Raw genomic sequence first — 23,696 nt, 5'->3', positions numbered from 1 at the left:
GGGCAAGGTCGCCAAGCAGCGCCAGCATGGCATCCGTCCCGTGCAGGAAGCGCCGCTGGTCCGCCTGCGCCGGCTTGCCGCCGAAGCCGGCGGTCTGGTACAGCACCGGCAGCAGCGTCATGCCGATGCCGGCCCGGCGCGCCGCGCGCAGCAGCCGCAGCGACATCTCGGCGGGCGTGGCGTACGGCTGGCCCGCCGGGTCATGATGGACGTAATGAAATTCGCAGACGCTGGTATAGCCGGCGCGCAGCATCTCTATATAGAGCTGGGTGGCGATGGCCTCCAGCGCGTCCGGCGAAAGCCGCAGCGCGAAGCGGTACATCAGCGCGCGCCAGCTCCAGAACGAGTCCCCGCCGGCCGGGTCTTCGTCTGCCGCGATGCTGCGGTACTCGGTCAGCCCGGCAAAGCCGCGCTGGAACGCGTGCGAGTGAAGGTTGGGCATGCCCGGCAGCACCGGGCCAGCCGCGTGCTCGTCTCCCGGGGCGGCGGCAGCGTCGGGCGTGACCTCGGTCAGCCGGCCCTGCGCATCCCAGCCCAGGCGGACGTTGCGCTCCCAGCCTTCGGGCAGGAGGGCCGATGGCGCGAAGAGGTGACCGGCGCTCATGCCTTAGCTCCCGCGCCGGTTTCGGTCGGATAAATCCGCCCCTGCCGCACCACTGCCGCGCAGGGATTGCGGCCGAACCAGTACGCCAGCTCGGCCGGCGTGGCCACCTGCCACAGCACGAAGTCCGCCACGCGCCCGGCGGCGAGCGTGCCGTGCCGGTCCGCCGCGCCCAGCGCGTGCGCCGCGTGGGTGGTCACCCCGGCCAGCACCTCGGGCACGGTCATGCGGAACAGCGTGCAGGCCATGTTCATCATCAGCAGCAGCGAGGTGGTTGGCGAGGTGCCCGGGTTATGGTCGGTCGCCAGCGCAATCCGCACGCCGTGCTCGCGCAGCAGCGCCAGCGGCGGCAGGTGGGTATCACGCAGGAAGTAGTAGGCGCCCGGCAGCAGCACGGCCACCGTGCCGGCAGCCGCCATGGCGCGCACGCCGGCCTCGTCCAGATGTTCGAGATGGTCGGCGGACAGCGCTTGATGGCTCGCCGCCAGCGCCGCGCCGCCGAGGTTGCTCAGCTGCTCGGCATGGAGCTTGACGGGCAGGCCATGGCGCGCGGCGGCCTCGAACACGCGCCTGGTCTGCGCGGGCGAGAAGCCGATGCCCTCGCAGAACGCATCCACGGCATCGACCAGCCCTTCCCCGGCCAGCGCCGGCAGCATGGTGTCGCAGACCAGATCGATATAGTCATCCGCCCGGCCCGCGTACTCGGGCGGCAGCGCGTGCGCGCCCAGGAAGGTGGTGTGGACGGTGACGCCGAAGGCCGTGCCGAGCCGGCGCGCCACGCGCAACTGCTTGCGCTCGGCGTCCAGCGAGAGCCCGTAACCGGACTTGATCTCGATGGCGGTCACGCCTTCGGCCAAAAGCGGCCGCAGCCGCCCGGCGGCCTGGGCGAACAGCGTGTCCTCGTCGGCCTCGCGCGTGGCGCGTACCGTGGAGACGATGCCGCCGCCGGCCCGGGCGATCTCCTCGTAGCTGGCACCGGCCAGCCGCATCGCGAACTCGTCGGCACGCTGGCCGCCATAGACCAGATGGGTATGGCAATCGACCAGGCCGGGGGTGATCCACGCCCCGCCGGCGTCGTGGCGCGGCAGGTGGCGATAGGTGTCCGGCAGCGCCGCGTGGGTGCCGAGCCAGACGATGCGGCCATCGGCCACGACGATGGCGCCATCGCGCAGCGCCGTGTCCTGCCCGGGCTCGGGCAGCAGGTGGCAGTGGTGCCAGACGCCATCGGCGGATGGCGCGTGGGAAATCGTCATTGAGCAGGCTCCATTTGCAGCAATACGCGCAGGCACAGCGCGGAGATTTCAGCGGGCGCCAGCGCCAGCCGGCCCGACGCGCCGCCAGCCCCGGCGGACACCAGCAGGCCCTCGCCGTCCCGCAGCGACAGGCCATCGGCACTGCGCCATTCGCCCCGGATCACGAACACCATCACGGCATCGTTGCCGGTTTCCACCTCGAACGGCTGGCGCTGCAGGGCCACGTCGGCGTGGCACACCCCGCGCCGCGCCATCACGTTGAAATCGCGCGTGGGGCCCTCCACCAGCGTGGCGTGCACGGCCGTATCGCCGGCAAACCCGAATGGCTCGCCGATGGCCGTGAGCTTGTGGCAGAACGAATCGTCGTGGGCCTGCAGATGCACGCCGGCGCCTTCCAGCAGCGCGATCTGGCGGTCGATGCCGGGAAAGGCCGAGAACGGCCCATCGGCAACGATGTCCGCCACGCTCACGCGCCACGCGAAGGCGTCCATGCCCGCGCCCGGCGGCCACACGGCGATCTCGCGCGTGGTGCCGCCGCCGTTCTTCCACGGCGTGGGGGCGATGGCGTCGAGGGCAAACCGCGTCACACCCGGTGCCACTCCTGGCTCCAGTTCCTTCATGCTCGCTTCAACCTTTCAAGCGTTCAACCCTTCAACCTTTTACCATCGGCAGGTCCAGGCCCTTCTCCCGGGCGCAGGCGATGGCGCTCTCGTAACCGGCATCGGCATGACGCATGACACCCGTGGCCGGATCATTCCAGAGTACACGTTCGATGCGCTTCGCGGCGGCGTCCGTGCCATCGCAGACGATCACCACGCCGGCATGCTGCGAGAAGCCCATGCCCACCCCGCCGCCATGGTGCAGGCTGACCCAGGTGGCGCCGCCGGCAGTGTTCAGCAGCGCGTTGAGCAGCGGCCAGTCTGACACGGCGTCGGAACCGTCGCGCATGGCCTCGGTCTCGCGGTTCGGCGAGGCCACCGAGCCGCAGTCGAGGTGATCGCGCCCAATCACGATGGGCGCCTTGAGTTCGCCCGACTTCACCATCTCGTTGAACGCCAGCCCGGCGCGATGGCGCTCGTCCAAACCCACCCAGCAGATCCGCGCCGGCAGGCCCTGGAAGGCGATGCGGTCACGCGCCATGTCCAGCCAGCGGTGCAGGTGCTTGTCCTCGGGGAACAGCTCCTTCATCTTGGCGTCGGTCTTGTAGATGTCTTCCGGGTCGCCCGACAGCGCCACCCAGCGGAACGGCCCCTTGCCACGGCAGAACAGCGGGCGGATATAGGCCGGCACGAAGCCCGGGAAATCGAACGCGTTCTTCACGCCCTCGTCGAAAGCCACCTGGCGGATGTTGTTGCCGTAGTCCAGCGTCGGCACGCCCATCTCCTTGAAGGCCAGCATCGCCTTCACATGCTTGACGATGGACGCGCGCGCGGCGGCTTCCACCGCCTTCGGGTCGCGCTGGCGCAGGTCTTCCCACTGCGCCACGGTCCAGCCTTCGGGCAGGTAGCCGTTGACGAGGTCATGCGCCGAAGTCTGGTCGGTGACGATGTCCGGGCGCATGCCGCCGGCCTGGGCGCGGCGCGCCAGCTCCGGCACGATCTCTGCCGCGTTGCCGAGCAGGCCCACCGAGATGGCCTCCTTCTTCGCGGTGGCGTCGGCGATCATGGCCAGCGCCTCGTCCAGCGTGGTGGCCTTCTTGTCCACATAGCGCGTGCGCAGGCGGAAGTCGATGCGCGACTCCTGGCACTCGATGGCCAGCACGCAGGCCCCGGCCAGCACGCCAGCCAGCGGCTGCGCGCCGCCCATGCCACCCAGCCCGGCCGTCAGGATCCACTTGCCGGCGAGGTCGCCGCCGAAGTGCTGGTTGCCGGCCTCGACAAAGGTCTCGAAGGTGCCCTGCACGATGCCCTGCGTGCCGATATAGATCCACGAGCCGGCGGTCATCTGGCCGTACATCATCAGTCCGGCGCGGTCCAGCTCATTGAACTTGTCCCAGTTGGCCCAGTGCGGCACGAGGTTGGAGTTGGCGATCAGCACGCGCGGCGCGTCAGCGTGTGTGCGGAAAATGCCCACCGGCTTGCCTGACTGCACCAGCAGCGATTCGTCCTCGCCCAGGCGGCGCAGGCTGTCCAGGATGGCGTCGAAGCATTCCCAGTTGCGCGCGGCCTTGCCGATGCCGCCGTAGACCACCAGGTCCTGCGGGCGCTCGGCCACGTCGGGGTCGAGGTTGTTCTGGATCATCCGGTAGGCGGCCTCGATCAGCCAGTTCTTGCAATGCAGCTGGCTGCCGTGCGGTGCGCGGATTTCGCGCTGGCCGCGCTGGGGAGTGTCGAATTGGCGTTCGTTAGCGTTCATGGTCGGGGGCTCCGTGCTGGGAGATTCGAATTTGTCAGATAGGGATCGACGGCTGGTATCAGCTGGCATTGGTCGGCAGGATCGCGCGCACGGCCTCGGGCCAGCCGGCCCCGGCATCGCCCTGCACAACCCATTGCTTCATGGCCTCGATGTCGGGCGCGAGGTAGCGGTCGCCCTCGACAAAGTCCACGCGGGCGCGGATGCGCGCCAGTTCCTGCTCCACCAGCGGCGACGACTTCAGCGGCCGGTGGAACTCGATGCCCTGCGCGGCGGCCATCGCCTCGATGCCGACGATCACCGCCGTGTTGGCCGCCATCTCGCCAAGCCGGCGCGCGCCGTAGGTGGCCATCGACACATGGTCTTCCTGGTTGGCGGAGGTGGGCAGGCTGTCCACGCTGGACGGATGCGAGAGCGACTTGTTCTCTGAAGCGAGTGCCGCCGCCGTCACCTGCGCGATCATGAAACCGGAGTGCAGGCCGCCATCGCGCACCAGGAACGGCGGCAGGCCGGACAGCCCGGTATCGAGCAGCAGCGCCAGCCGGCGTTCGGAAATCGCGCCAATCTCGGCGATAGCCAGCGCGAGGATGTCGGCGGCGAAGGCCACCGGCTCGGCGTGGAAGTTGCCGCCCGAGACCACGTCGCCCTGCTCGGGGAAGACCAGCGGGTTGTCCGACGCCGCGTTGGCCTCGATGCGCAGGATGCGCGCGGCATGGGTCAGGTTGTCCAGGCAGGCGCCCATCACCTGCGGCTGGCAGCGGATCGAGTACGGGTCCTGCACGCGGCCGCAGCCCTTGTGGGAATCGACGATCTCGCTGCCGTCGAGCATCGCCCGCACCGCGCCGGCCACCTCGATCTGGCCGACCTGGCCGCGCGCGGCGTGGATGCGCGCATCGAATGGCTTGACCGACCCCTTGATGGCCTCGAGCGAAAGCGCTCCGGCCACCAGCCCGGCCGCGAAGGCGTCTTCGGCGGCGAACAGGCCGGCCAGCGCCAGCGCCGTGGACACCTGCGTGCCGTTCAGCAGCGCCAGCCCTTCCTTGGGACCGAGCGCGAAGGTCTCCAGCCCGGCGTGGGCCAGCCCCTGCGCGGCCGGCACGCGGCGGCTATCTATATAGACATCGCCCACGCCGATCAGCGTGCACGACATATGCGCCAGCGGGGCGAGGTCGCCGCTGGCGCCCACCGAGCCCTTGGCCGGGATGCACGGCGTGACGCCGTGGTTGGCCAGCGCCAGCAGCGCCTCGATCACGGCCGGGCGCACGCCCGAATGACCGCGCGCGAGGCTGATGGCCTTCATCGCCAGGATCAGGCGCACGGTGTCCGCCGCGAGGTCCGGGCCGGTGCCCACGCTGTGGGAGAGCACGAGGTTGCGTTGCAGCTCGGCCAGCTTGTCATGCGGAATGCGCGACTGGGCCAGCTTGCCGAAGCCGGTGTTGATGCCGTAGACCACGGCGTCGGCGTCGATGATGTCCTGCACGGTGGCCTGCGCCGCGCGCACGCCGGCCCAGGCCGCGTCCGCCATCGCCAGGCGCACTTCGCCCCGATAGATGCGGCGCAGGTCGGCCAGGGAGACGTGGCCGGGGTCCAGCGTCAGTACGGGGCGGGAATCGAGGCGGGAATCAGAAATGGCTGTCATGTGCTGCATCGTCCTGTTGGATCTTTTGAGAATCGGCTCAACCGCGTTCTAAAATCAGTTGTATGAGCCTGTCTATACAGGTTAGTCGAAAATGGGGGCCGAAGGCCAGTACTAACTAGCCCCAGCTACTCAGTTTTAGCCGAAGGCCGGATTGCCGTCGGCGCGGAAGCGGCTGCCGAGGCGATAGCGGTTGCCCGGATGCAGGCAGCGCACGAACGTGACCGGCACGCCACTCGTCCACGTGCGCCGCGTGAGCAGCAGGCACGGCTGGGTCGGCGGCATTTCCAGTTGCGCGGCCTGCTCGGGGGTGGCGGCAATCGCATCGACCACGTGTTCCACCTGGTCGTAAGGCACGTTGCGCAGCAGGTATTCACCGGGCTGCGTATCGCGGAAGTCCTGTGTGATGAAGTCCGGCGCCACGCGCGGATTGACGTAGCGGTCTTCCAGCTGCACCGGCACGCCGTCCTCGCGATGCACGCAGACCGAGTGATAGACCGACTCGCCGGTGCGCAGCTCGAGCGCCGCCGCCACCTCGATCGACGCCGAGACGCGCTCCACCAGGATCACATCGCACGCATAGTCGTGGCCGCGCATGCGGATCTCGTCCTGCAGGTTGACCACCGACAGCAGGGTCGATTGCGGCTTGTGCTCGGCCACGAAGGTGCCGACGCCGGCCACGCGCACCACCCTGCCCTGCTCCGACAGCTCGCGCAGCGCCCGGTTGACGGTCATGCGCGAGACCGAGAAGCGGGTCACCAGTTCCTGCTCCGACGGCACGCGGTCTCCCGGCTGCCACGCGCCGCTCTGGATCTGGCGGGCGATGTACTCCTTCACCTGCTGGTAGAGCGCGGAAGGGGCCGAAGGCGTGGAGGGGTTGGCGGGGGTGGAGCCGGCAGCGGGGTGATTCATGGCGGTCAGTGCTCGGCCGCGGCCATGGCCTCGGCACGAATTTCCTCGGTCAGCCGCGCCTTCAGCGCGGAGAACTCGGGCGAAGTCTTGATCGTGTAATGGCGCGGATGGGGGAAATCCACCGCGATCTCGCTCTTGATCCGACCCGGCCTGGCGGAAAACACCGCCACGCGGTTGGCCATGAAGATGGCCTCGTCGATATCGTGCGTGACGAATAATACCGTTTTGCGCGCCGACTCCCAGATGCCCAGCAGCAGCTCCTGCATCAGCACGCGGGTCTGGTTGTCCAGCGCGCCGAACGGCTCATCGAGCAGCAGGATCTTGGGGTCGTTGGCCAGCGCCCGCGCAATCGCCGTGCGCTGCTGCATGCCGCCCGAGAGCTGCTTCGGATAGTGATGCTCGAAGCCGCGCAGCCCCACGCGGGCCATGAAATAGTCGCTGCGTTCCTTCTGGTCCGCCGCGCTCATGCCGCGCTCGCGCAGGCCAAAGCGCACGTTCTGCTCGATGGTCAGCCACGGAAAGAGCGTGTACGACTGGAACACCATGCCGCGATCGGCGCCCGGGCCGGCCACCGGCTGGCCGTCGAGCAGCACGCGCCCGCCCGAAGGCGTGTCCAGCCCCGCCACGATGCGCAGCAGCGTGGACTTGCCGCAGCCCGAGGGGCCGAGGATGGTCACGAAGTCGTTGTCCCGCACGTCGAAGTCCACCGGCAGCAGCGCCTGCGTGACGCCACCGCGCGGATTCGAAAACGTACGAGAAACCTGCTGGATCGACAGCGCGCTCATTTGATCGAACTCCACGGAAACAGGCGCTGGTTGGCCAGCTTGAAGACGAGGTCGGACACCAGCCCGATGCAGCCGATGACGATGATCCCGAAGATGATCTGCCCGGTGTTGAGCAGCGCCTGGCTGTCCGTGATCATGTGGCCGATGCCGGACGACGAGCCGATCAGCTCGGCCACGATCACATAGGTCCAGGCCCAGCCCAGCACCAGCCGCAGGATCTCGGCGATCTCCGGCGCCGCGCCCGGAATCAACACGCGCCGCACGATGCCGCGCGGCGTGGCGCCGAGCGTGTAGGCCGCCTCCACCAGATCCTTGCGGGCCCCGCCCACCGTCACCGCCACCATCAGCACAATCTGAAAGAACGAGCCGATGAAGATGACCAGCAGCTTCTGCGTCTCGCCGATGCCGGCCCAGAGGATCAGCAGCGGGATAAAGGCCGAGGCCGGCAGGTAGCGGCAAAACGAGACGAAGGGCTCGAAGAACGCCTCCGCCGCCTTGTACGCGCCCATGAAGATGCCGAGCGGCACGGCCAGCACGGCGGCCAGCACGAAGCCGCCCACCACGCGCCACACCGTCATGCCGATGTCGCCGAGGAAGTTGTATTGCGTGAACAGGGTCACGCCTTCGCGCGCCATGGTCAGCGGATCGGCCAGGAAGGTACGCGGCACGAAGCCGCCCAGCGTGACCGCCGCCCACAGCGCGAAGAAGACGGCGAAGAACGACAGGCCGAGCAGCCAGCGCGCGTGGCCGCCCACCGGCACCAGCGGCGACAGCCACGGATGGCGGCGGCGCGGGGCGCTGTCGTCGCCGGCGCCGCTTGCACTGGCGGCCGGCGCGGGCATGCGGCCGGCGGGCGTGGAAACCTGCGTCACCTGGGTCATGGCGGCCTCCGGCTTACTTGAGGAATCGGGCGTCATAGAGCGTGGTCACGTCCGGCGTCTGCCGGATCACGCCAATATCGAGCAGCACGGCCGCGGCCTCCTTGCTGAAGCTGGCCAGCTCGCCCGCGAAGAAGGTGCGATTGGCCGCCTTGTCCTGCCAGCGCAGGTAGGCCGACGACTTGGCGAACTGCTCGCCGGTCTGCTTGACCGCGGCGCCCATGATCTCGTTCGACTTGGCCGGGTCCTTGCGAATCATCTCAAGGGCCTCGAAGTAGCTGTCCACCAGCGCCTGGGCAGCCTTCGGGTTGTCCTTGAGCCATTTCGGCGCGCAGCCGAGGGTGTCGGTCACCATCGGGTAGTCGAGCGTGGTGGCGAGGATCTTGCCCTTGTCCGGATTGGCACGCACCGTCGACAGATACGGCTCGTAGGTCATCGCACCATCGTTCTGGCCGGCCACGAAGGCCTGCGCGGCGGCCTGCGGGGACAGCGTGGTCAGCTTCACGTCCTTGAGCGTCATGCCGTTCTTCTTGAGCATCCACGCCAGCCCGAAATACGGCGCGGTGCCCGGCGCATCCACGCCGATGGTCTTGCCCTTGAGGTCCGCGAACGACTTCACATCCCCGCGCACCGCCAGGCCGTCCGCGCCATAGGATTTGTCCAATTGCACGATCTGCGTGATCGGCACGCCGTTGGCGTTCCACGCCACGTGGGTCTCCACCGTGGTGGCCGCGCACTGGATCGCGCCCGAGGCCAGCGCCAGGTGGCGGTCCTTCTGCGGAATCATCTTGATATCCACGTCCACGCCGTTCTTCTTGAAGATGCCGGCCTTGTCAGCGAGCGTGAGCGGGGCGAAGCCGGTCCAGCCGCTCATGCCGAGCGTCACGGGCGTGTTCTGCGCGTGGGCCGGGGCGGCGAGCGTGGTGACGAGGGATGCGAGGGCGATGGCGGCGAGCGTTGCGCGGCGGTGCAGGGTCATGCTGTCGGCTCCTTTGTGGTCGGGCAAATGGTGCTATGCCTGTCTATACAAGTCAACGCGGGGTTTGCACTAGGCGAGGCCCCGAAAAAGCGCCGGATACGCCTTGTTTCGCACCGATATGGGGTGCTTGTGCACAATCCTGTATAGACAGCAGCACCGCGGCGACATGGATCGCAAGCGGTGTGCCAGGGGAGCCTCAAACCCAGTCAGGCCGGGTCAGGCGTCAAAGAAGTCCGTGACGGTGGGATAGCGAAGCCGCAGCCGCAGTTCGCGCTTGAGGCGGCCGTTGTCGAGCCGGCGCGATTCGCTCATGAAGCTCAGCAGTGCCGGTTCGATCACCTCATGCGCCTGCTGGCGGGTGATGCGCGGCGGCCGGGGCAGGCCCCGGCGGTCCGCCACGAGGTCGAAGTAATCGGCCATGCGCAGCTCGGTGTCGTCGCTGGCGTGCACCACGCGCTGGGGCCGGCCGCGCCAGAGCGCCGCGATCATGGTGCGAGCGAGGTCGTCGGCATGGATATGGCTGGTGTAGACGTCGTCCTGCGGCGCCAGCGCCGGCGTGCCCTTGTGCAGCCGGGCCACGGGCAGGCGGTCCGCCGCGTAGATGCCGGGAATGCGGACGATGCTGGCGCGCCAGCCCGCATCGCGCCCGAAATGGCGCACGGCGGACTCGGCCGCCACGCGCCGGCGCGCCCGGGGCGTCTGCGGACGCACGGTGTCGAATTCCTGAACGCGGGCGCCGCCCCGGTCGCCGTAGACGCCGGTCGTGCTGGCATAGACGAAAACGCCGGCAGACTGGTGCCGGGCCGCCGCCTCAAACGCGCGGTGCCAGCCCCGCTCGGGTAGAATGGCGGCCTCGCTGGCGGCGTGGGCAGCCATGCGCCCGGACCGGGCGCGGCGCCATGCCGTGCGGCGCAACGCAGCCAGCAAGGCACGTGTGCGCGGATCGCCGCTCCCCTGTGCGGGCGGCGGGGCCAGGTCGATGACCCGGTCCGCCAGTCCGCGCAGCCGTGCCAGCGTGGCCGGCCGGTCCAGATCGGCCACCAGCGGCACCGCGCCCGCGGCGCGCAACTCGGCCCGCCGGGCCGGCTGCGACGTCACGGCGAACACGCGCATGCGTGCCGCCAGCAGGCGCAGCACACGCGAACCGACATCACCGCAGCCCACGATCAGCAGGCGCGGACGGCCCAGGCGGCGACCCGCCCGGGAGTAAGACAATGCCGCATGCGGCGACAGAATTTGGCTCATAGACCTGATTATGGCTTATCAAGTAACCGTCATGCCCAGCGGCCACAAGTTCGAGGTGGCTGCCGATGAAACCATCCTCGGCGCGGCCCTGCGCCACAGCATCGGCCTGCCCTACGGCTGCAAGAACGGCGCCTGCGGCTCCTGCAAGGGCCGTGTGGTCGAAGGCAGCTTCGTCCAGGGCGACCATGCCGCCTCGGCGCTGACGGCGCAGGAAAAGACCGAAGGCCGCGCGCTGTTCTGCTGCGCCAACGCCACCTCGGACATCACCATCGAGTGCCGGGAAGTGCACGGCGCCGGCGACATCCCCATCAAGAAGATTCCCTGCCGCGTGAGCACGCTGGAGCGCCTGGCGGACGACGTCATCGCCATCCGCCTGCAACTGCCCGCCACCGAGCGCATGCAGTACCTGGCCGGCCAGTACGTGGAATTCCTGCTGCGTGACGGCAAGCGCCGCAGCTACTCCATCGCCACGCCGCCCCACGAGGAAGGCCCGATCGAGCTGCACATCCGCCATATGCCCGGCGGCGCATTCACCGACTACGTGTTCGGCGCCAAGGAAGGCGCCCCGGCCATGAAGGAGCGCGACATCCTGCGCTTCGAAGGCCCGCTGGGCAGCTTCTTCCTGCGCGAGGACTCCGACAAGCCGATCATCCTGCTGGCCTCCGGCACCGGCTTCGCGCCGATCAAGGCCATCGTCGAGCATGCCGCCTATACCGGCATCGACCGCAAGATGACGCTGTACTGGGGCGGCCGCCGCCCGGCCGACCTGTACATGCACGCGCTGTGCGAGCAGTGGGCGCGCGACCTGCCGAACTTCCAGTACGTACCGGTGATCTCCAACGCCCAGGCCGAGGACAACTGGGCGGGCCGCACCGGCTTCGTGCACCAGGCCGTGATCGACGATCATCCGGACCTGTCCGGCCACGAGGTCTACGCCTGCGGCGCCCCGGTGATGGTCAACGCGGCCCGCACGGACTTCGCCGCCCAGTGCCAGCTGCACGAGGACGCGTTCTTCGCCGACTCGTTCACGTCCGAGGCCGACATGCACCCGGCCGGGGCCGCCTGACCACCCCCCGCCGTTCCGTCGACACAACAATGCCACCCGGGTCTGCCAGACTTTCCGCAATTGGTTTTGACACCCGGGTGCATGCGCCTTATATTGGCCGACATGAACACGATCATGCTCCGACGCCGCGCACGTACGTCGCTCCCTCCCAGGGTGCCTCGCGGCTGACCGTCCATCGCATCTGTTCAGGTCGACAAGCCACGGGCAACCCCCGTGGCTTTTTGTTTTTGCCGGTCTGATCCTCTCACCCCTTACTCGCCGAACCCAGGAGTCCGCCATGGCATTTGCCGATTTTCCCGTCCAATCCCTGATGTACATCACCAACCGCCCCGAGCTGGTCTTCACCGAAGGCAAGGGTTCCTGGCTGACGGACCATAACGGCAAGCGATACCTGGATTTCGTGCAGGGCTGGGCAGTGAACAGCCTTGGCCATTCGAACGAAGGCATGATCGAGGCGCTGGAGAAGCAGGCCCGCAAGCTGCTGAACCCGAGCCCCGCCTTCTACAACGAGCCGATGCTGGTGCTATCCAAGCAGCTCACCGACAACAGCTGCTTCGACAAGGTCTTCTTCGCCAACAGCGGCGCCGAGGCCAACGAAGGCGCCATCAAGCTGGCCCGCAAATGGGGGCGCAAGCACAAGAACGGCGCGTACGAGATCATCACCATGGACCACAGCTTCCATGGCCGCACGCTGGCCACCATGAGCGCGTCGGGCAAGGCCGGCTGGGACACCATCTTCGCGCCGCAGGTGCCGGGCTTCCCGAAGGCGGAGCTGAACAACCTGGCCTCGGTGGAGGCCCTGATCACCGACAAGACCGTCGGCATCATGCTGGAGCCGGTGCAGGGCGAAGGCGGCGTGATTCCCGCCACGCGCGAGTTCATGCAGGGCCTGCGCGCGCTGGCGGACAAGCACAAGCTGCTGTTCATCGTCGATGAAGTGCAGACCGGCTGCGGCCGCTGCGGCACGCTGTTCGCCTACGAGCTGTCGGGCGTGGAGCCGGACATCATGACGCTGGGCAAGGGCATCGGCGGCGGCGTGCCGCTCTCCGCCCTGCTCTGCAAGGCCGAGGTGGCCAGCTTCGAGGCCGGCGACCAGGGCGGCACCTACAACGGCAACCCGCTGATGACGGCCGTGGGCAGCAGCGTGATTGCCCAGCTGACCGCGCCGGGCTTCCTGGACGACGTGAAGGCGAAGGGACAGTACCTGCGCGAGCAGCTGCTGGCCCTGTCGGACGAGTTCGGCCTGGGCGGCGAGCGTGGCGAGGGCCTGCTGCGCGCCCTGGTGCTGAACAAGGAGATCGGTGCGCAGATCGTGGAAGAAGCGCGCGAAATGGCGCCGGAAGGGCTGCTGCTGAACGCCCCGCGTCCGGGCCTGCTGCGCTTCATGCCGGCGCTGAACGTGACGCGCGCCGAGATCGACCAGATGATCGGCATGCTGCGCACGCTGTTGAAGAAACTGGCCTGATTTGAAGTTTCTACGATGAAAAAAAGCCTCGCGATGCGAATCGCGAGGCTTTTTTTACTTGCCGGGAACCTGTCGGGCGCTTACTCGCCCAGGTAGGCCGCCCGCACCTTGGGGTCGTCCAGCATCTGCTTGGCGTCGCCGCTCATGGTGATCAGGCCGGACTCCATCACGTAGCCGCGGTGGGCAGCCTGCAGCGCCAGGCGCGCGTTCTGCTCCACCAGCAGCACGGTCACGCCCTGCGCGGACACCGTGCGCACCACCTCGAAGATCTTCTCGACCATGATCGGCGAGAGACCCATCGACGGCTCGTCCAGCAGCAGCAGCTTGGGCTGGCTCATCAGCGCGCGCGCCATGGCCAGCATCTGCTGCTCGCCGCCGGACATCGTGCCGGCCAGCTGGTCCGCCCGCTCCTTCAGGCGCGGGAAGGTCTCGAACATGCGGTCGATGTCGCGCTTGATACCCGCGTCATCGTTGCGCGTGTACGCGCCCATCTGCAGGTTCTCGGTGATGGTCATGCGCGCGAACACGCCGCGGCCTTCCGGCACCATCGCCAGACCCTGCTTCAGCAGCGTGTAGCTGGGCACGCCCTTGATGGACTTGCCCATGTACTCCACGTCGCCGCCGGCCCAGCCCTGCAGGCCGGTGATGGCCTTCATGGTGGTGGTCTTGCCCGCGCCGTTGGCGCCGATCAGGGTTACCAGCTCGCCGTCGTGGATGTCCAGATCCACGCCCTTGACGGCCTGGATGCCGCCATAGGCCACCTTCAGGCCGGAAATCTTCAGTACTGTCTGTTTCATTGCGCGTCTCTCCCGCCTTAGTGTGCCGATGCGCCGAGGTAAGCCTCGATCACCGCGGGATTGTTCTGCACGTCTTGCGGCAGGCCCTGGGCGATGACCTTGCCGTAGTCCAGCACGGTCATCTGGTTGCACAGGCCCATCACCAGCTTCACATCGTGCTCGATCAGCAGGATGGTGCGGCCGTCGTTGCGGATCTTGTCGAGCAGGCCGCGCAACTCCACCTTCTCGGTGGCGTTCATGCCGGCCGCGGGCTCGTCCAGCGCCAGCAGCTTGGGCTCGGTGGCCAGCGCGCGGGCAATCTCCAGGCGGCGCTGGTGGCCGTAGGAGAGGTTACGCGCGGTGAAGTTGGCGTACTTGCCGATGCCGACGTAGTCCAGCAGGTCGTGGGCCATGTCCTCGATGCCCTCTTCCTCGCGCCGCACCGAAGGCGGACGGAAGATCGCACCGAACACGCCAGCCTTGGTCCGCACGTGGCGGCCTACCATCACGTTCTCCAGCGCGGTCATCTCGCCGAACAGGCGGATGTTCTGGAACGTGCGGGCGATGCCAGTCCTGGCCACCTCATGCACGGCAGTGGGCTGGTAGGCGCTGCCGCCGAGCATGAACTCGCCCGAATCGGGCGTGTACAGGCCGGTGATGACGTTGAAGAACGTGGTCTTGCCGGCGCCGTTGGGGCCGATCAGGCCGTAGATCTCGCCCTTGCGGATCTGCAGGCCCACGTCGGACAGGGCCTGCAGGCCGCCGAAGCGCTTGTTGACCCCCTGTACGGACAGGAGGATTTCGTTGTTGCTCATGATGTCCTCCTGGTCAGAAACGGCCAACGCTGCCCGCCCGGCGCACCACCGGACGGTCTTCCTTGCGCGGCGACGGCCACAGGCCGGCCGGGCGATACAGCATCACCCCCACCAGTGCCAGACCGAACATCAGCTGGCGCAGCACCTCGGCATCGACGATGACATGGCCGAACAGGCCGGTCTGCATCGGCTCCGCCACCACGCGCAGCAGTTCCTGGAAGCCCACCAGCAGGATGCCGCCCAGGATCACGCCCGGGATATGGCCCATGCCGCCCAGCACCACGATGGCCAGGATGTAGATCGATTCCCACAGCGTGAACGACTCGGGCGAGACAAAGCCCTGAAATGCGCCGAATACGGCACCCGACACACCGCCAAACGAGGCGCCCATGGCAAAGGCCAGCAGCTTCACGTTGCGGGTGTTGATGCCCATCGCCTTGGCGGCGATCTCGTCTTCACGAATCGCCACCCATGCGCGGCCGATACGCGAGTTCTGCAGGCGCAGGCAGACGAACACGATCACGATGACCAGGAACACCAGCAGGTAGTAGTACATGAACACCGGCGTGAACTTCAGCCCGAAGATCTCGTGGGATTTCGAGAAATCGAAGCCAAAGATGTGTACCGGGTCTACCGCCGTGATGCCCTTGGGGCCGTTGGTGATGTTGATCGGACGGTCCAGGTTGTTCATGAAGATACGAACGATCTCGCCGAAGCCCAGCGTCACGATGGCCAGGTAGTCGCCGCGTAGCTTGAGGGTTGGCGCGCCCAGCATGACGCCGAACAGCGCCGCCACCCCAAGTGCAATAGGCAGCACAAACCACATCGACAAATGCAGCCCGTTCGGGAACAGCTGCTGGATCCATTCGAACTGGTTGGCCAGGTGCGGCGAACCGAGCAGCGCCATCAGGTAGGCGCCCACCGCGTAGAACGCGATGTAGCCCAGGTCCAGCAGGCCGGCAAAGCCGACCACGATGTTCAGGCCCAGCGCCAGCATGATGTAGAGCAGCGCGAAGTCGAGCACGCGCACCCAGTAGTTGCCGCCGAAGGTCTGGACGAAGAATGGCGCGCACAGCGCCACGACGAGGAAGCCCAGCAGGGCCGCCAGCGTCTTGGCCGGCACGCGGGACGGTGCCGCGACGGCCGTGGATGGAATCGGGGTATTCATGGATTCGCTCTCCTCAGGCGCGGTCGGCCACGCGTTCGCCCATGATGCCGGACGGACGGAACACAAGTACGGTAATCAGCACGATGAACGCGAACACGTCCTGGTAATTCGAGCCGAACACCCCGTTGGTCAGGTCGCCGATGTAGCCGGCGCCCAGTGCCTCGATCAGGCCCAGCAGCATGCCGCCGACCATTGCGCCGGCCAGGTTGCCGATGCCGCCCAGCACTGCGGCGGTGAACGCCTTCAGCCCGGGGATGAAGCCCATGTAGAAGTGCGCGTTGCCGTAGTTGGTGGCCATCATCACGCCCGCCAGCGCCGCCAGGGCGGCGCCGATCATGAACGTGGCCGAAATCACGAAGTTGGGGTTCACGCCCATCAGGCCCGCCACCTTCTGGTTCTCGGCGGTGGCGCGCATGGCGCGGCCGAGCTTGGTGCGGTTGACCAGGGCCAGCAGGCCAGCCATCACCATCACGGCCATGCCGATGATGACGATTTCCTTGCCAGTGATGGTGGCGCCCGTGGAACCGATGTCGATCGGGCTCGAGGGCAGTAGCTGCGGGAAGGTCAGCGGGTTGCGCGACCAGATCAGCATGCCCATCGTCTGGAGGATGATGGAGACGCCGATGGCGGTGATCAGCGGGGCCAGGCGCGGCGCGTTGCGCAATGGCCGGTAGGCAATCCGCTCGATCGAAAAGGACAGTACTGCACAGACCGGCATGGCGATCAGCGTGGCGATCACCAGCGTCAGCCACTCGGGCAGGCCGGGGGCGAACTTCTGCAGCCCCATGATGGCTGACAACGCGGTCAGCGCGCCAATCATCAGCACGTCGCCGTGCGCGAAATTGATGATGCCCAGAATGCCGTAGACCATGGTGTAGCCCAGTGCGATCAGCGCATAGATGCTGCCGAGCACCAGACCGTTCACGATCTGCTGGATAAAGATATCCATGAAAACTCCTGCTTCAGCCCCGCGCCGCGCGGCATGGTGTGGATGCCGTGGGTGGGACGGTAATGTTGGATGGTTCGGGTAGAGAGGTGATGAGTTGCTGGTGTGCTGCCCGCCCTGTTCCATCCATGGTAAGGATGCTGTCAACCGTTGGCGAGACTAAAAAGAACGGCACCGCAAAATACTCACGGTGCCGTTCGGATGGGCCGGTAAGCCCGGAATTACATCTTCACGACGTCGAGGACGGACTTCTTCTTGTCCTTGTACTCGTACAGCGTGATGGTGCCTTCCTTCATGTCGCCCTTCTCGTCGAAGGCGATGTTGCCGATCACGCCCTTGTAGTTCGTCTTGGGCATTTCGGCCAGGATGGCGGCCGGCTCGGACGAGTTGGCGCGCTTCATGGCATCGACAACGACCATCACGGCGTCATACGTGAACGGTGCGTAGATCTGCACCGGGGCGTTGAAACGGGCCTGGTAGCGCTTCTGGAAGTCGTCGCCGGCTTCCATCTTGGACAGGGCCAGACCAGCTTCCGAGCAGATGATGTTGGTCACGGCATCGCCGGCCAGCTCAGCCACCTTGTCGGTACACACGCCGTCGCCGCCCACGATCTTCGAGGCGATGCCCAGTTCCTTGGCCTGCTTGGCGAACGGACCGCCGGTGGCATCCATGCCGCCGTACATGATCACGTCCGGCTTCTTGCCCTTGATCTTGGTCAGAATGGCCTTGAAGTCCGTGGCCTTGTCGTTGGTGGCTTCACGTGCCACCACGTTCACGCCCGAAGCCTTGGCAGTCTTCTCGAACTCGTCGGCCAGGCCCTTGCCGTAGGCGGTGGCATCGTCGACGATGGCCACGCTCTTGGCGCCCAGGCTCTTGGCGGCGTAGTTGGCCAGTGCCGGACCCTGCTGGGCGTCGGTGGCCACCACGCGGTACGTGGTCTTGAAGCCTTGCTTGGTGTAGTCGGGATTGGTCGACGACGGCGAGATCTGCACGATGCCCGCATCGCTGTAGATCTTCGAGGCCGGGATCGACACGCCCGAGTTCAGGTGACCCACCACGGCGACGACCTTGGCGTCCACCAGCTTCTGGGCCACGGCGGTGCCGGTCTTCGGATCGGCGGCGTCATCTTCACCCACCAGCTCCAGCTTGATCTTCTTGCCGCCGATTTCCAGACCGGTCTTGTTGACTTCTTCCACGGCCAGGCGGGCGCCGTTTTCGTTGTCCTTGCCAAGGTGGGCAATGCCGCCCGTCAGCGGAGCCGCGTGACCGATCTTGACGATGGTTTCACCGCCACCTGCAGCCGGCGCCGCCGCGGCAGGTGCCGATGCTGCCGCATCAGCCGGCTTTTCTTCTTTCTTGCCACATGCAGCGACCAGCGCCACAGCGGCCGCGATCGGCAGAATCTTGGCAAACGTGAATTGCATGAGTGATCTCCTAGGATTCACAAAAACAGGGAAATACTACGCCTCCCGGACGTATTCCCTGGACCGCCCTTTGTTTAGTTTCAATTTGAAACGCGCGCATTGTATCCCCTTTCTTCGCGGATGCAATACGCGACGCAACAACCTGAACCATTTACCCACCAATTGCGCTAGGGAATTTCCCCAATGCACAGATTGGGGCAATCTCCGCCCATTTGGCAGACCTGTCCCCCGTGCTTACAAGAATCGTGCCCGAGTCTCTCCGGAGGCGCTTGCGCCACGTCGTAAGCCTGTGCCGCGCCACATATAATGGGCAGGTATTAATTAGGTATTTCATTTCAAATATCGAGCGGCCACTCTAATGTGCAGAATGTAGCGGCGCACCATAATAGGGAAAACCCCATCATCGGGGATTACCCTGATATTGTCTGGGTGTTAAGACACGTATTGCGGCATTATGGCGCGGGGCGTGGGTTTGCAAACCCTTAAATGTCTACAATAGTGCGGCAGCGCACGTCGGGACGAAAATGGCGGGCGCACAGAGACGCACCAGCGCGGTGCGATGGCAGAGCATCGAACAACGGGGAAGGAAAAAAGGCGGGGGGACGGCAGGCGCGGACACCGACCCGCTTCAGGTCGATGTCCGGCAATCAGGCGGAAACAGGCAGGATCAGGACTGCACGGACACGCTGGCGAGGCCGCGCGGCAGCGGGAAGGACATGTTCTCCTCCACGCCTTCCAGCGCACGCACATTGCGCACGCCGAACGTGCGCAGGCGCTCGACAATGGCCTGGGCCAGTGCTTCGGGCGCCGAGGCCCCCGCGGTCAGGCCGATCCGGCGCTTGCCCGCCACCCATTCCGGCTTGAGCTGGTCAGGATCGTCGACCATGTAGGCCGGCACGCCGAGGCGGTCCGCCAGTTCGCGCAGGCGGTTCGAGTTGGAGCTGTTCGGGCTGCCCACCACGATCACCACCTCCACCTGCGGCGCCATGAACTTCACGGCGTCCTGGCGGTTCTGCGTGGCATAGCAGATGTCCTGCTTCTTGGGTTCGCGGATATCCGGGAAGCGCGCCTTCAGCGCCGCCACGATCTCGGCGGTCTCGTCCACCGACAGCGTGGTCTGCGTGACGTAGGCCAGCTGCGACGGATCGGACACGGCCAGGCGGTTGACGTCCTCGACCGACTCCACCAGCAGCATGCCTCGCTCGGCCTGGCCCATCGTGCCTTCCACCTCGGGATGCCCCTTGTGGCCAATCATGATGATCTCGCAGCCTTCGGCGCGCATCTTGCCCACCTCGACGTGCACCTTGGTCACCAGCGGGCAGGTGGCGTCGAACACGGTGAGGCCACGCGCGGTGGCGTCCGCGCGCACTTCCTTCGACACGCCGTGGGCGCTGAAGATCACGGTGGAACCGGGTGGCACTTCGTCCAGTTCGTCGACGAACACCGCGCCCTTGTTGCGCAGATCGGCCACCACGTAGGCGTTGTGGACAATCTCGTGGCGCACGTAGATCGGCGCGCCGAACAGCGCCAGCGCGCGTTCGACGATCTCGATCGCGCGGTCCACGCCGGCGCAGAAGCCGCGCGGCTGCGCCATCAGGATCTCGGCGTCGATGGGGAGAGTGAGCTCGGGCATGCTGGGGTCCGTCACAACGGCTGACATCAGAGAATTCCGATCAATTGGACATCGAACAGGATGGTCTGTCCGGCCAGCGGGTGGTTGAAGTCGAACAGCGCGGCGGTCTCGCCGAATTCCTTCAGCACACCGGCGTACTTGCCGCCGTTCGGTGCATTGAATTCCACGAGGTCGCCGGGCGAATAGTCTTCCTCGAACGAGCTGTTCTCGCGCAGCGTGGCCAGCGAGACCCATTGCAGCAGTTCGGGGTTGCGCGGGCCGAAGGCATGCTCCGGCGCCAGGCGGTAAGTCATGCGCTGGCCCTCGGGCATGCCGAGCAGCGCCGCCTCGAGATTGGGCGCGAGCTGGCCCTGGCCAAGCAGCAGCGTGGCGGGTTTTTCCTCGAACGTGCTCACGACTTCGGTGCCGTTATCGAGGGAGATACTGTAGTGGAGGGTCAGGAAGGAGTCCGCCAGGACTGTCTTGCGGGCGGCCGCGCCGCCGCCTTCCGCTTCCGACGCAAAAGTTTGCAAATTCATGGGTGATCAACCGGTCAACAACCCGTATTGTATTCGACTGGCCCATCCGGCGCCGGCCTCCGTCGCAGCCGGCATGACTGACAGTGTGGCAATTTCTGGAGACGATTCGATGTCGATGATGCCAATTCCCCGCTGGCCCGCCCAGGAGCGACCCCGCGAAAAGCTGGCCCTGGGCGGCCCGGGAGCATTGTCCGACGCTGAATTACTCGCTGTTTTCCTGCGCGTAGGAAGCCCCGGCAAGAGCGCCGTGGACCTCGCCCGGGAGCTGCTGGTGCGCTTTGGCTCGCTGACGCGGCTGTTCGCCGCCGATACCGATGCCCTCGCCACCATCAAGGGCATGGGCGCCGCCAAGCAGGCCCAGCTGCGCGTGGTGCCGGAGCTGACCCGGCGCGCGCTGGCCGAGACGCTCAAGGCCCCGCGCAGCCTGGATTCCGAGCGCGCCGTCCGCGCCTACCTGCGGCTGACGCTGTCACGCCTGCCGCACGAGGTCTTCATCGCCCTCTATCTGGATAGTGCGTACCGCCTGCTCGCCAATGTGGAGCTCGGGCGCGGATCACTGGGCGGCGTCACGGTCTACCCGCGAGAAGTGGCGCGCGAAGCGCTTTCTTACAACGCCGCCTATATCATCGTCGCGCACAACCACCCACACGGCCCCCCGGAACCCAGCCTCGCTGACCTTTCCACCACACGACATCTCGCGCGGGCGCTCGCCGTGCTGGACATCGGGCTGCTGGACCATTACATTGTGGCCGGCAGCGAAATCTACTCGTTCGCCGAACATGACCGGCTGCCTGCCGTCCCGCCCACGTGAGCGCGTCCACGTGATCCCGGCAGCACGGCAAACCTGCGGCACAACACTTAGTCTTCCCCTCAGCGCGGAAGGCGTTGATTCGCCAGTCGTTTCCGGTCTATAATGTTCGTTTTGCTGAAGTCTCAATCCGCTGCAGTCCGGGCCCGCGCGCCTTTTGTTGATCTGTTGCGAACATTGTCCACGAATAAGATTTAGGAGTGCTTCATGGCACGCGTCTGTCAAGTGACCGGGAAAGCGCCGATGGTCGGCAACAACGTTTCCCACGCAAACAACAAGACCAAGCGCCGTTTTCTGCCCAACCTGCAGAACCGCCGCTTCTTCGTTGAATCGGAAAACCGCTGGGTGAGCCTGCGCGTCTCGAACGCCGGCCTGCGCCTGATCGACAAGAAAGGCATCGACTCCGTGCTCGCCGACCTGCGCGCACGTGGCGAAGTCTAAATAGGAGTACAACATGGCCAGCAAAGGCGGACGCGACAAGATCAAGCTGGAATCGACCGCAGGTACGGGTCATTTCTACACGACCACGAAGAACAAGCGCACCATGCCGGAAAAGATGGAGATCTCGAAGTTCGATCCCGTCGCCCGTAAGCACGTGCCTTACAAGGAAACCAAGATCAAGTAATTGATCCGGTCTCCGATGAAGAACCCCGCCGAGCACCTCGCTTCGCGGGGTTTTTTGTTGCCCACTTTTATGGGCCGCAAACCCTTGCGCCATAAGGGCTGCGACGTCCGCGAACCCGTATGCGGGTGTACACTTTCCCGCTTTCCCTGACGCGCATTCGCTCCGCGCGACCTGCACCATGAACTTCGACGTCGCGATCGTCGGCAGCGGGCTGGCCGGCCTCACCGTCGCGCTGGAACTGGCCGATAGCCACCGGGTTGTTATTCTCAGCAAGCGCGCCATGACCCAGGGCGCCAGCGACTGGGCCCAGGGCGGCATCGCCGCAGTGCTCGACTCCGGCGACAGCCACGACGAGCACACGCAGGACACGCTGGTTGCCGGCGCCGGCCTGTGCGACGAAGGAGCGACGCGCTTCATCGTGGAGCACGGGCGCGAAGCCATCCAGTGGCTCATCGACCGGGGCGTGCCCTTCACGCGCGACGCGCAGGCCGAACTGGGCTTCCACCTGACGCGCGAAGGCGGCCACAGCCGCCGCCGCATCATCCACGCGGCGGACGCCACGGGCCACGCCGTGGTCACCACGCTGACCGAGCAGGCGCGACAGCACCCGAACATCACGATCATCGAAGATCATTTTGCGATCGACCTGATCACGGCCGCCAAGCTCGGCCTGCCGGGCAACCGCTGCTACGGCCTCTATGTGCTCGACGACACCACGGGCGCCGTGCGCACGATCACGGCCACCCACACGGTGCTGGCCGCCGGCGGTGCGGGCAAGGTCTATCTCTATACGACCAACCCGGACACCGCGACCGGCGACGGCATTGCCATGGCGTGGCGCGCCGGCTGCCGGGTGTCGAACATGGAATTCATCCAGTTCCATCCGACCTGCCTCTACCACCCCTACGCCAAGTCGTTCCTGATTTCCGAGGCGGTGCGTGGCGAAGGCGGCCTGCTGAAGCTGCCCGACGGCACCCGCTTCATGCCCGACCATGACCCGCGCGCCGAACTGGCGCCGCGCGACGTGGTAGCACGGGCCATCGACTTCGAGATGAAGAAGCGCGGCCTCGACTGCGTCTACCTCGATATCACGCACCAGCCGGAAGCGTTCCTGAAAGAACATTTCCCGACGATCTACGCACGTTGCCTGGAGTTGGGCATCGATATCACCCGGGAGCCGATTCCCGTGGTGCCGGCCGCCCACTATACGTGCGGCGGCGTGGTGACTGACACAGCGGGCCGCACGGACCTGTCGAACCTGTACGCCGTGGGCGAGACCGCCTGCACCGGCCTGCACGGCGCGAACCGGTTGGCCTCCAATTCGCTGCTCGAATGCATGGTGATCGGGCGCGCGGCCGCCGAGGACATCGCCCGGCAGGACAAGGCCGGTGCACCGGACATCCGGCTGCCAGCCTGGGACGCCAGCCGCGTGGCCGATGCGGACGAGGAAGTGGTGGTGTCCCACAACTGGGACGAACTGCGCCGCATGATGTGGAATTACGTGGGCATCGTCCGCACGGACAAGCGCCTGGAGCGCGCCCAGCACCGGATTGGCCTGTTGCGCGAGGAAATTTCCGAGTATTACGCCAACTTCCGCGTGACGCGCGACCTGCTGGAACTGCGCAATCTGGTAGAAGTGGCCTCGCTGATCGTCGACAGCGCGTACTCGCGTCACGAAAGCCGGGGCCTCCACTTCAGCCGCGACTATCCCGATACCCTGCCCAAGGCGCTGCCGACCGTGCTCCAGCCGCTGCTGGGCCGCGCGGCGCAGCATCGACGCCACAAGGAAAAGTCGTAAAGCACACGTGAAA

General features: G+C 66.4%; 23 protein-coding genes. 6 read left to right on the top strand and 17 right to left on the bottom strand.

The features are described 5' to 3' along the window. The 10 genes from KHO18_RS17760 to KHO18_RS17715 form a co-directional block, all read right to left on the bottom strand. Nucleotides 1–604, bottom strand: a 604-nt coding sequence (locus tag KHO18_RS17760; RefSeq protein WP_211943640.1) for an amidohydrolase family protein, incomplete at its 3' end; no start/stop codon positions are given. Beyond that, on the bottom strand, nt 601–1,854 hold the full coding sequence (gene hutI, locus KHO18_RS17755) for an imidazolonepropionase (RefSeq protein WP_144197853.1): 1,254 nt from the start codon (nt 1,852–1,854) through the stop codon (nt 601–603). The genes KHO18_RS17760 and hutI, both read right to left, overlap by 4 nt. Then, a complete protein-coding gene (locus KHO18_RS17750; protein ID WP_144197852.1) occupies nt 1,851–2,474 on the bottom strand; it encodes a HutD/Ves family protein in 624 nt (207 codons plus the stop codon). Before KHO18_RS17750 ends, hutI begins: the two co-directional genes overlap by 4 nt. 31 nt (nt 2,475–2,505) lie before the next feature. Next, entirely contained in the window at nt 2,506–4,209 is a 1,704-nt protein-coding gene (gene hutU / locus KHO18_RS17745) for a urocanate hydratase (RefSeq protein WP_144197851.1), read from the bottom strand. Nucleotides 4,210–4,267: 58 nt separating this feature from the next. Next, nucleotides 4,268–5,845 carry a histidine ammonia-lyase gene (hutH, locus tag KHO18_RS17740; protein WP_144197850.1) on the bottom strand — a complete coding sequence of 526 codons (1,578 nt, stop codon included), beginning with the start codon at nt 5,843–5,845 and terminating at the stop codon, nt 4,268–4,270. A gap of 135 nt (nt 5,846–5,980) precedes the next feature. Then, nucleotides 5,981–6,754, bottom strand: a complete 774-nt coding sequence (gene hutC, locus KHO18_RS17735; RefSeq protein WP_211943639.1) for a histidine utilization repressor — start codon at nt 6,752–6,754, stop codon at nt 5,981–5,983. Between the two features lie 5 nt (nt 6,755–6,759). Further along, entirely contained in the window at nt 6,760–7,539 is a 780-nt protein-coding gene (locus KHO18_RS17730; protein ID WP_092300909.1) for an ABC transporter ATP-binding protein, read from the bottom strand. Further along, nucleotides 7,536–8,381 carry an ABC transporter permease gene (locus tag KHO18_RS17725; RefSeq protein WP_244844888.1) on the bottom strand — a complete coding sequence of 282 codons (846 nt, stop codon included), beginning with the start codon at nt 8,379–8,381 and terminating at the stop codon, nt 7,536–7,538. The genes KHO18_RS17730 and KHO18_RS17725 overlap by 4 nt, the downstream gene beginning before the upstream one ends. 52 nt (nt 8,382–8,433) lie before the next feature. Continuing rightward, complete coding sequence (locus KHO18_RS17720) at nt 8,434–9,396, bottom strand: ABC transporter substrate-binding protein (RefSeq protein ID WP_144197847.1); 963 nt, start codon at nt 9,394–9,396, stop codon at nt 8,434–8,436. Between the two features lie 216 nt (nt 9,397–9,612). Further along, nucleotides 9,613–10,641 carry an NAD-dependent epimerase/dehydratase family protein gene (locus KHO18_RS17715; protein ID WP_144197846.1) on the bottom strand — a complete coding sequence of 343 codons (1,029 nt, stop codon included), beginning with the start codon at nt 10,639–10,641 and terminating at the stop codon, nt 9,613–9,615. A 10-nt stretch (nt 10,642–10,651) separates the two neighbouring features. On the opposite strand from KHO18_RS17715, the gene KHO18_RS17710 reads away from it, so the two are divergent. Both KHO18_RS17710 and KHO18_RS17705 read left to right on the top strand, forming a co-directional pair. After that, the gene (locus tag KHO18_RS17710) at nt 10,652–11,707 is read left to right on the top strand and encodes a CDP-6-deoxy-delta-3,4-glucoseen reductase (protein WP_144197845.1); all 1,056 of its coding nucleotides are present in this window, start codon (nt 10,652–10,654) and stop codon (nt 11,705–11,707) included. A 277-nt stretch (nt 11,708–11,984) separates the two neighbouring features. Next, nucleotides 11,985–13,172 carry an acetylornithine transaminase gene (locus KHO18_RS17705; protein ID WP_144197844.1) on the top strand — a complete coding sequence of 396 codons (1,188 nt, stop codon included), beginning with the start codon at nt 11,985–11,987 and terminating at the stop codon, nt 13,170–13,172. 80 nt (nt 13,173–13,252) lie between these two features. On the opposite strand, the gene KHO18_RS17700 is transcribed toward KHO18_RS17705, so the two are convergent. From KHO18_RS17700 to KHO18_RS17670, 7 genes are all read right to left on the bottom strand, one after another. Further along, the gene (locus KHO18_RS17700; RefSeq protein ID WP_092300924.1) at nt 13,253–13,969 is read right to left on the bottom strand and encodes an ABC transporter ATP-binding protein; all 717 of its coding nucleotides are present in this window, start codon (nt 13,967–13,969) and stop codon (nt 13,253–13,255) included. Nucleotides 13,970–13,986: 17 nt separating this feature from the next. Beyond that, nucleotides 13,987–14,763: an ABC transporter ATP-binding protein gene (locus KHO18_RS17695; protein ID WP_144197843.1), complete on the bottom strand. Its 777-nt coding sequence runs from the start codon at nt 14,761–14,763 to the stop codon at nt 13,987–13,989. Between the two features lie 13 nt (nt 14,764–14,776). After that, a complete protein-coding gene (locus KHO18_RS17690; protein WP_144197842.1) occupies nt 14,777–15,931 on the bottom strand; it encodes an ABC transporter permease subunit in 1,155 nt (384 codons plus the stop codon). Nucleotides 15,932–15,944: 13 nt separating this feature from the next. Continuing rightward, nucleotides 15,945–16,880 (bottom strand): branched-chain amino acid ABC transporter permease, encoded by a 936-nt coding sequence (locus KHO18_RS17685; RefSeq protein ID WP_144197841.1) that lies wholly within the window; start codon nt 16,878–16,880, stop codon nt 15,945–15,947. 218 nt (nt 16,881–17,098) lie between these two features. Further along, a complete protein-coding gene (locus KHO18_RS17680) occupies nt 17,099–18,301 on the bottom strand; it encodes a branched-chain amino acid ABC transporter substrate-binding protein (protein WP_144197840.1) in 1,203 nt (400 codons plus the stop codon). 667 nt (nt 18,302–18,968) lie between these two features. Next, nucleotides 18,969–19,934, bottom strand: a complete 966-nt coding sequence (gene ispH / locus KHO18_RS17675) for a 4-hydroxy-3-methylbut-2-enyl diphosphate reductase (protein ID WP_186296833.1) — start codon at nt 19,932–19,934, stop codon at nt 18,969–18,971. 26 nt (nt 19,935–19,960) lie between these two features. Next, entirely contained in the window at nt 19,961–20,452 is a 492-nt protein-coding gene (locus KHO18_RS17670) for an FKBP-type peptidyl-prolyl cis-trans isomerase (protein WP_144197838.1), read from the bottom strand. A 118-nt stretch (nt 20,453–20,570) separates the two neighbouring features. On the opposite strand from KHO18_RS17670, the gene radC reads away from it, so the two are divergent. The 4 genes from radC to nadB all read left to right on the top strand — a co-directional run bounded on the left by radC (nt 20,571) and on the right by nadB (nt 23,683). After that, nucleotides 20,571–21,263, top strand: a complete 693-nt coding sequence (radC, locus tag KHO18_RS17665; RefSeq protein WP_144198122.1) for a RadC family protein — start codon at nt 20,571–20,573, stop codon at nt 21,261–21,263. Between the two features lie 204 nt (nt 21,264–21,467). Next, nucleotides 21,468–21,701 (top strand): 50S ribosomal protein L28, encoded by a 234-nt coding sequence (rpmB, locus tag KHO18_RS17660; protein ID WP_006575661.1) that lies wholly within the window; start codon nt 21,468–21,470, stop codon nt 21,699–21,701. A gap of 13 nt (nt 21,702–21,714) precedes the next feature. Further along, the gene (rpmG, locus tag KHO18_RS17655) at nt 21,715–21,885 is read left to right on the top strand and encodes a 50S ribosomal protein L33 (protein ID WP_008644909.1); all 171 of its coding nucleotides are present in this window, start codon (nt 21,715–21,717) and stop codon (nt 21,883–21,885) included. 178 nt (nt 21,886–22,063) lie between these two features. After that, nucleotides 22,064–23,683: an L-aspartate oxidase gene (gene nadB / locus KHO18_RS17650; protein ID WP_144197837.1), complete on the top strand. Its 1,620-nt coding sequence runs from the start codon at nt 22,064–22,066 to the stop codon at nt 23,681–23,683. The last annotated feature ends 13 nt before the right edge of the window (nt 23,684–23,696 follow it).

The sequence above is a fragment of the Cupriavidus campinensis genome, assembly GCF_905397395.1.
GTDB lineage: Bacteria > Pseudomonadota > Gammaproteobacteria > Burkholderiales > Burkholderiaceae > Cupriavidus > Cupriavidus campinensis.
The sequence above is the reverse complement of the archived record's forward strand: the minus strand, read 5'-3'. Positions and strand labels throughout refer to the sequence as shown.

Excerpts from the sequence above, each read along its gene's own strand:
- hutI (WP_144197853.1), bottom strand. The coding sequence starts at position 1,854 with ATGACGATTTCCCACGCGCCATCCGCCGATGGCGTCTGGCACCACTGC.
- KHO18_RS17750 (WP_144197852.1), bottom strand. The coding sequence starts at position 2,474 with ATGAAGGAACTGGAGCCAGGAGTGGCACCGGGTGTGACGCGGTTTGCC.
- hutU (WP_144197851.1), bottom strand. The coding sequence starts at position 4,209 with ATGAACGCTAACGAACGCCAATTCGACACTCCCCAGCGCGGCCAGCGC.
- hutH (WP_144197850.1), bottom strand. The coding sequence starts at position 5,845 with ATGACAGCCATTTCTGATTCCCGCCTCGATTCCCGCCCCGTACTGACG.
- hutC (WP_211943639.1), bottom strand. The coding sequence starts at position 6,754 with ATGAATCACCCCGCTGCCGGCTCCACCCCCGCCAACCCCTCCACGCCT.
- KHO18_RS17730 (WP_092300909.1), bottom strand. The coding sequence starts at position 7,539 with ATGAGCGCGCTGTCGATCCAGCAGGTTTCTCGTACGTTTTCGAATCCG.
- KHO18_RS17725 (WP_244844888.1), bottom strand. The coding sequence starts at position 8,381 with ATGCCCGCGCCGGCCGCCAGTGCAAGCGGCGCCGGCGACGACAGCGCC.
- KHO18_RS17720 (WP_144197847.1), bottom strand. The coding sequence starts at position 9,396 with ATGACCCTGCACCGCCGCGCAACGCTCGCCGCCATCGCCCTCGCATCC.
- KHO18_RS17715 (WP_144197846.1), bottom strand. The coding sequence starts at position 10,641 with ATGAGCCAAATTCTGTCGCCGCATGCGGCATTGTCTTACTCCCGGGCG.
- KHO18_RS17710 (WP_144197845.1), top strand. The coding sequence starts at position 10,652 with ATGGCTTATCAAGTAACCGTCATGCCCAGCGGCCACAAGTTCGAGGTG.
- KHO18_RS17705 (WP_144197844.1), top strand. The coding sequence starts at position 11,985 with ATGGCATTTGCCGATTTTCCCGTCCAATCCCTGATGTACATCACCAAC.
- KHO18_RS17700 (WP_092300924.1), bottom strand. The coding sequence starts at position 13,969 with ATGAAACAGACAGTACTGAAGATTTCCGGCCTGAAGGTGGCCTATGGC.
- KHO18_RS17695 (WP_144197843.1), bottom strand. The coding sequence starts at position 14,763 with ATGAGCAACAACGAAATCCTCCTGTCCGTACAGGGGGTCAACAAGCGC.
- KHO18_RS17690 (WP_144197842.1), bottom strand. The coding sequence starts at position 15,931 with ATGAATACCCCGATTCCATCCACGGCCGTCGCGGCACCGTCCCGCGTG.
- KHO18_RS17685 (WP_144197841.1), bottom strand. The coding sequence starts at position 16,880 with ATGGATATCTTTATCCAGCAGATCGTGAACGGTCTGGTGCTCGGCAGC.
- KHO18_RS17680 (WP_144197840.1), bottom strand. The coding sequence starts at position 18,301 with ATGCAATTCACGTTTGCCAAGATTCTGCCGATCGCGGCCGCTGTGGCG.
- ispH (WP_186296833.1), bottom strand. The coding sequence starts at position 19,934 with ATGCCCGAGCTCACTCTCCCCATCGACGCCGAGATCCTGATGGCGCAG.
- KHO18_RS17670 (WP_144197838.1), bottom strand. The coding sequence starts at position 20,452 with ATGAATTTGCAAACTTTTGCGTCGGAAGCGGAAGGCGGCGGCGCGGCC.
- radC (WP_144198122.1), top strand. The coding sequence starts at position 20,571 with ATGCCAATTCCCCGCTGGCCCGCCCAGGAGCGACCCCGCGAAAAGCTG.
- rpmB (WP_006575661.1), top strand. The coding sequence starts at position 21,468 with ATGGCACGCGTCTGTCAAGTGACCGGGAAAGCGCCGATGGTCGGCAAC.
- rpmG (WP_008644909.1), top strand. The coding sequence starts at position 21,715 with ATGGCCAGCAAAGGCGGACGCGACAAGATCAAGCTGGAATCGACCGCA.
- nadB (WP_144197837.1), top strand. The coding sequence starts at position 22,064 with ATGAACTTCGACGTCGCGATCGTCGGCAGCGGGCTGGCCGGCCTCACC.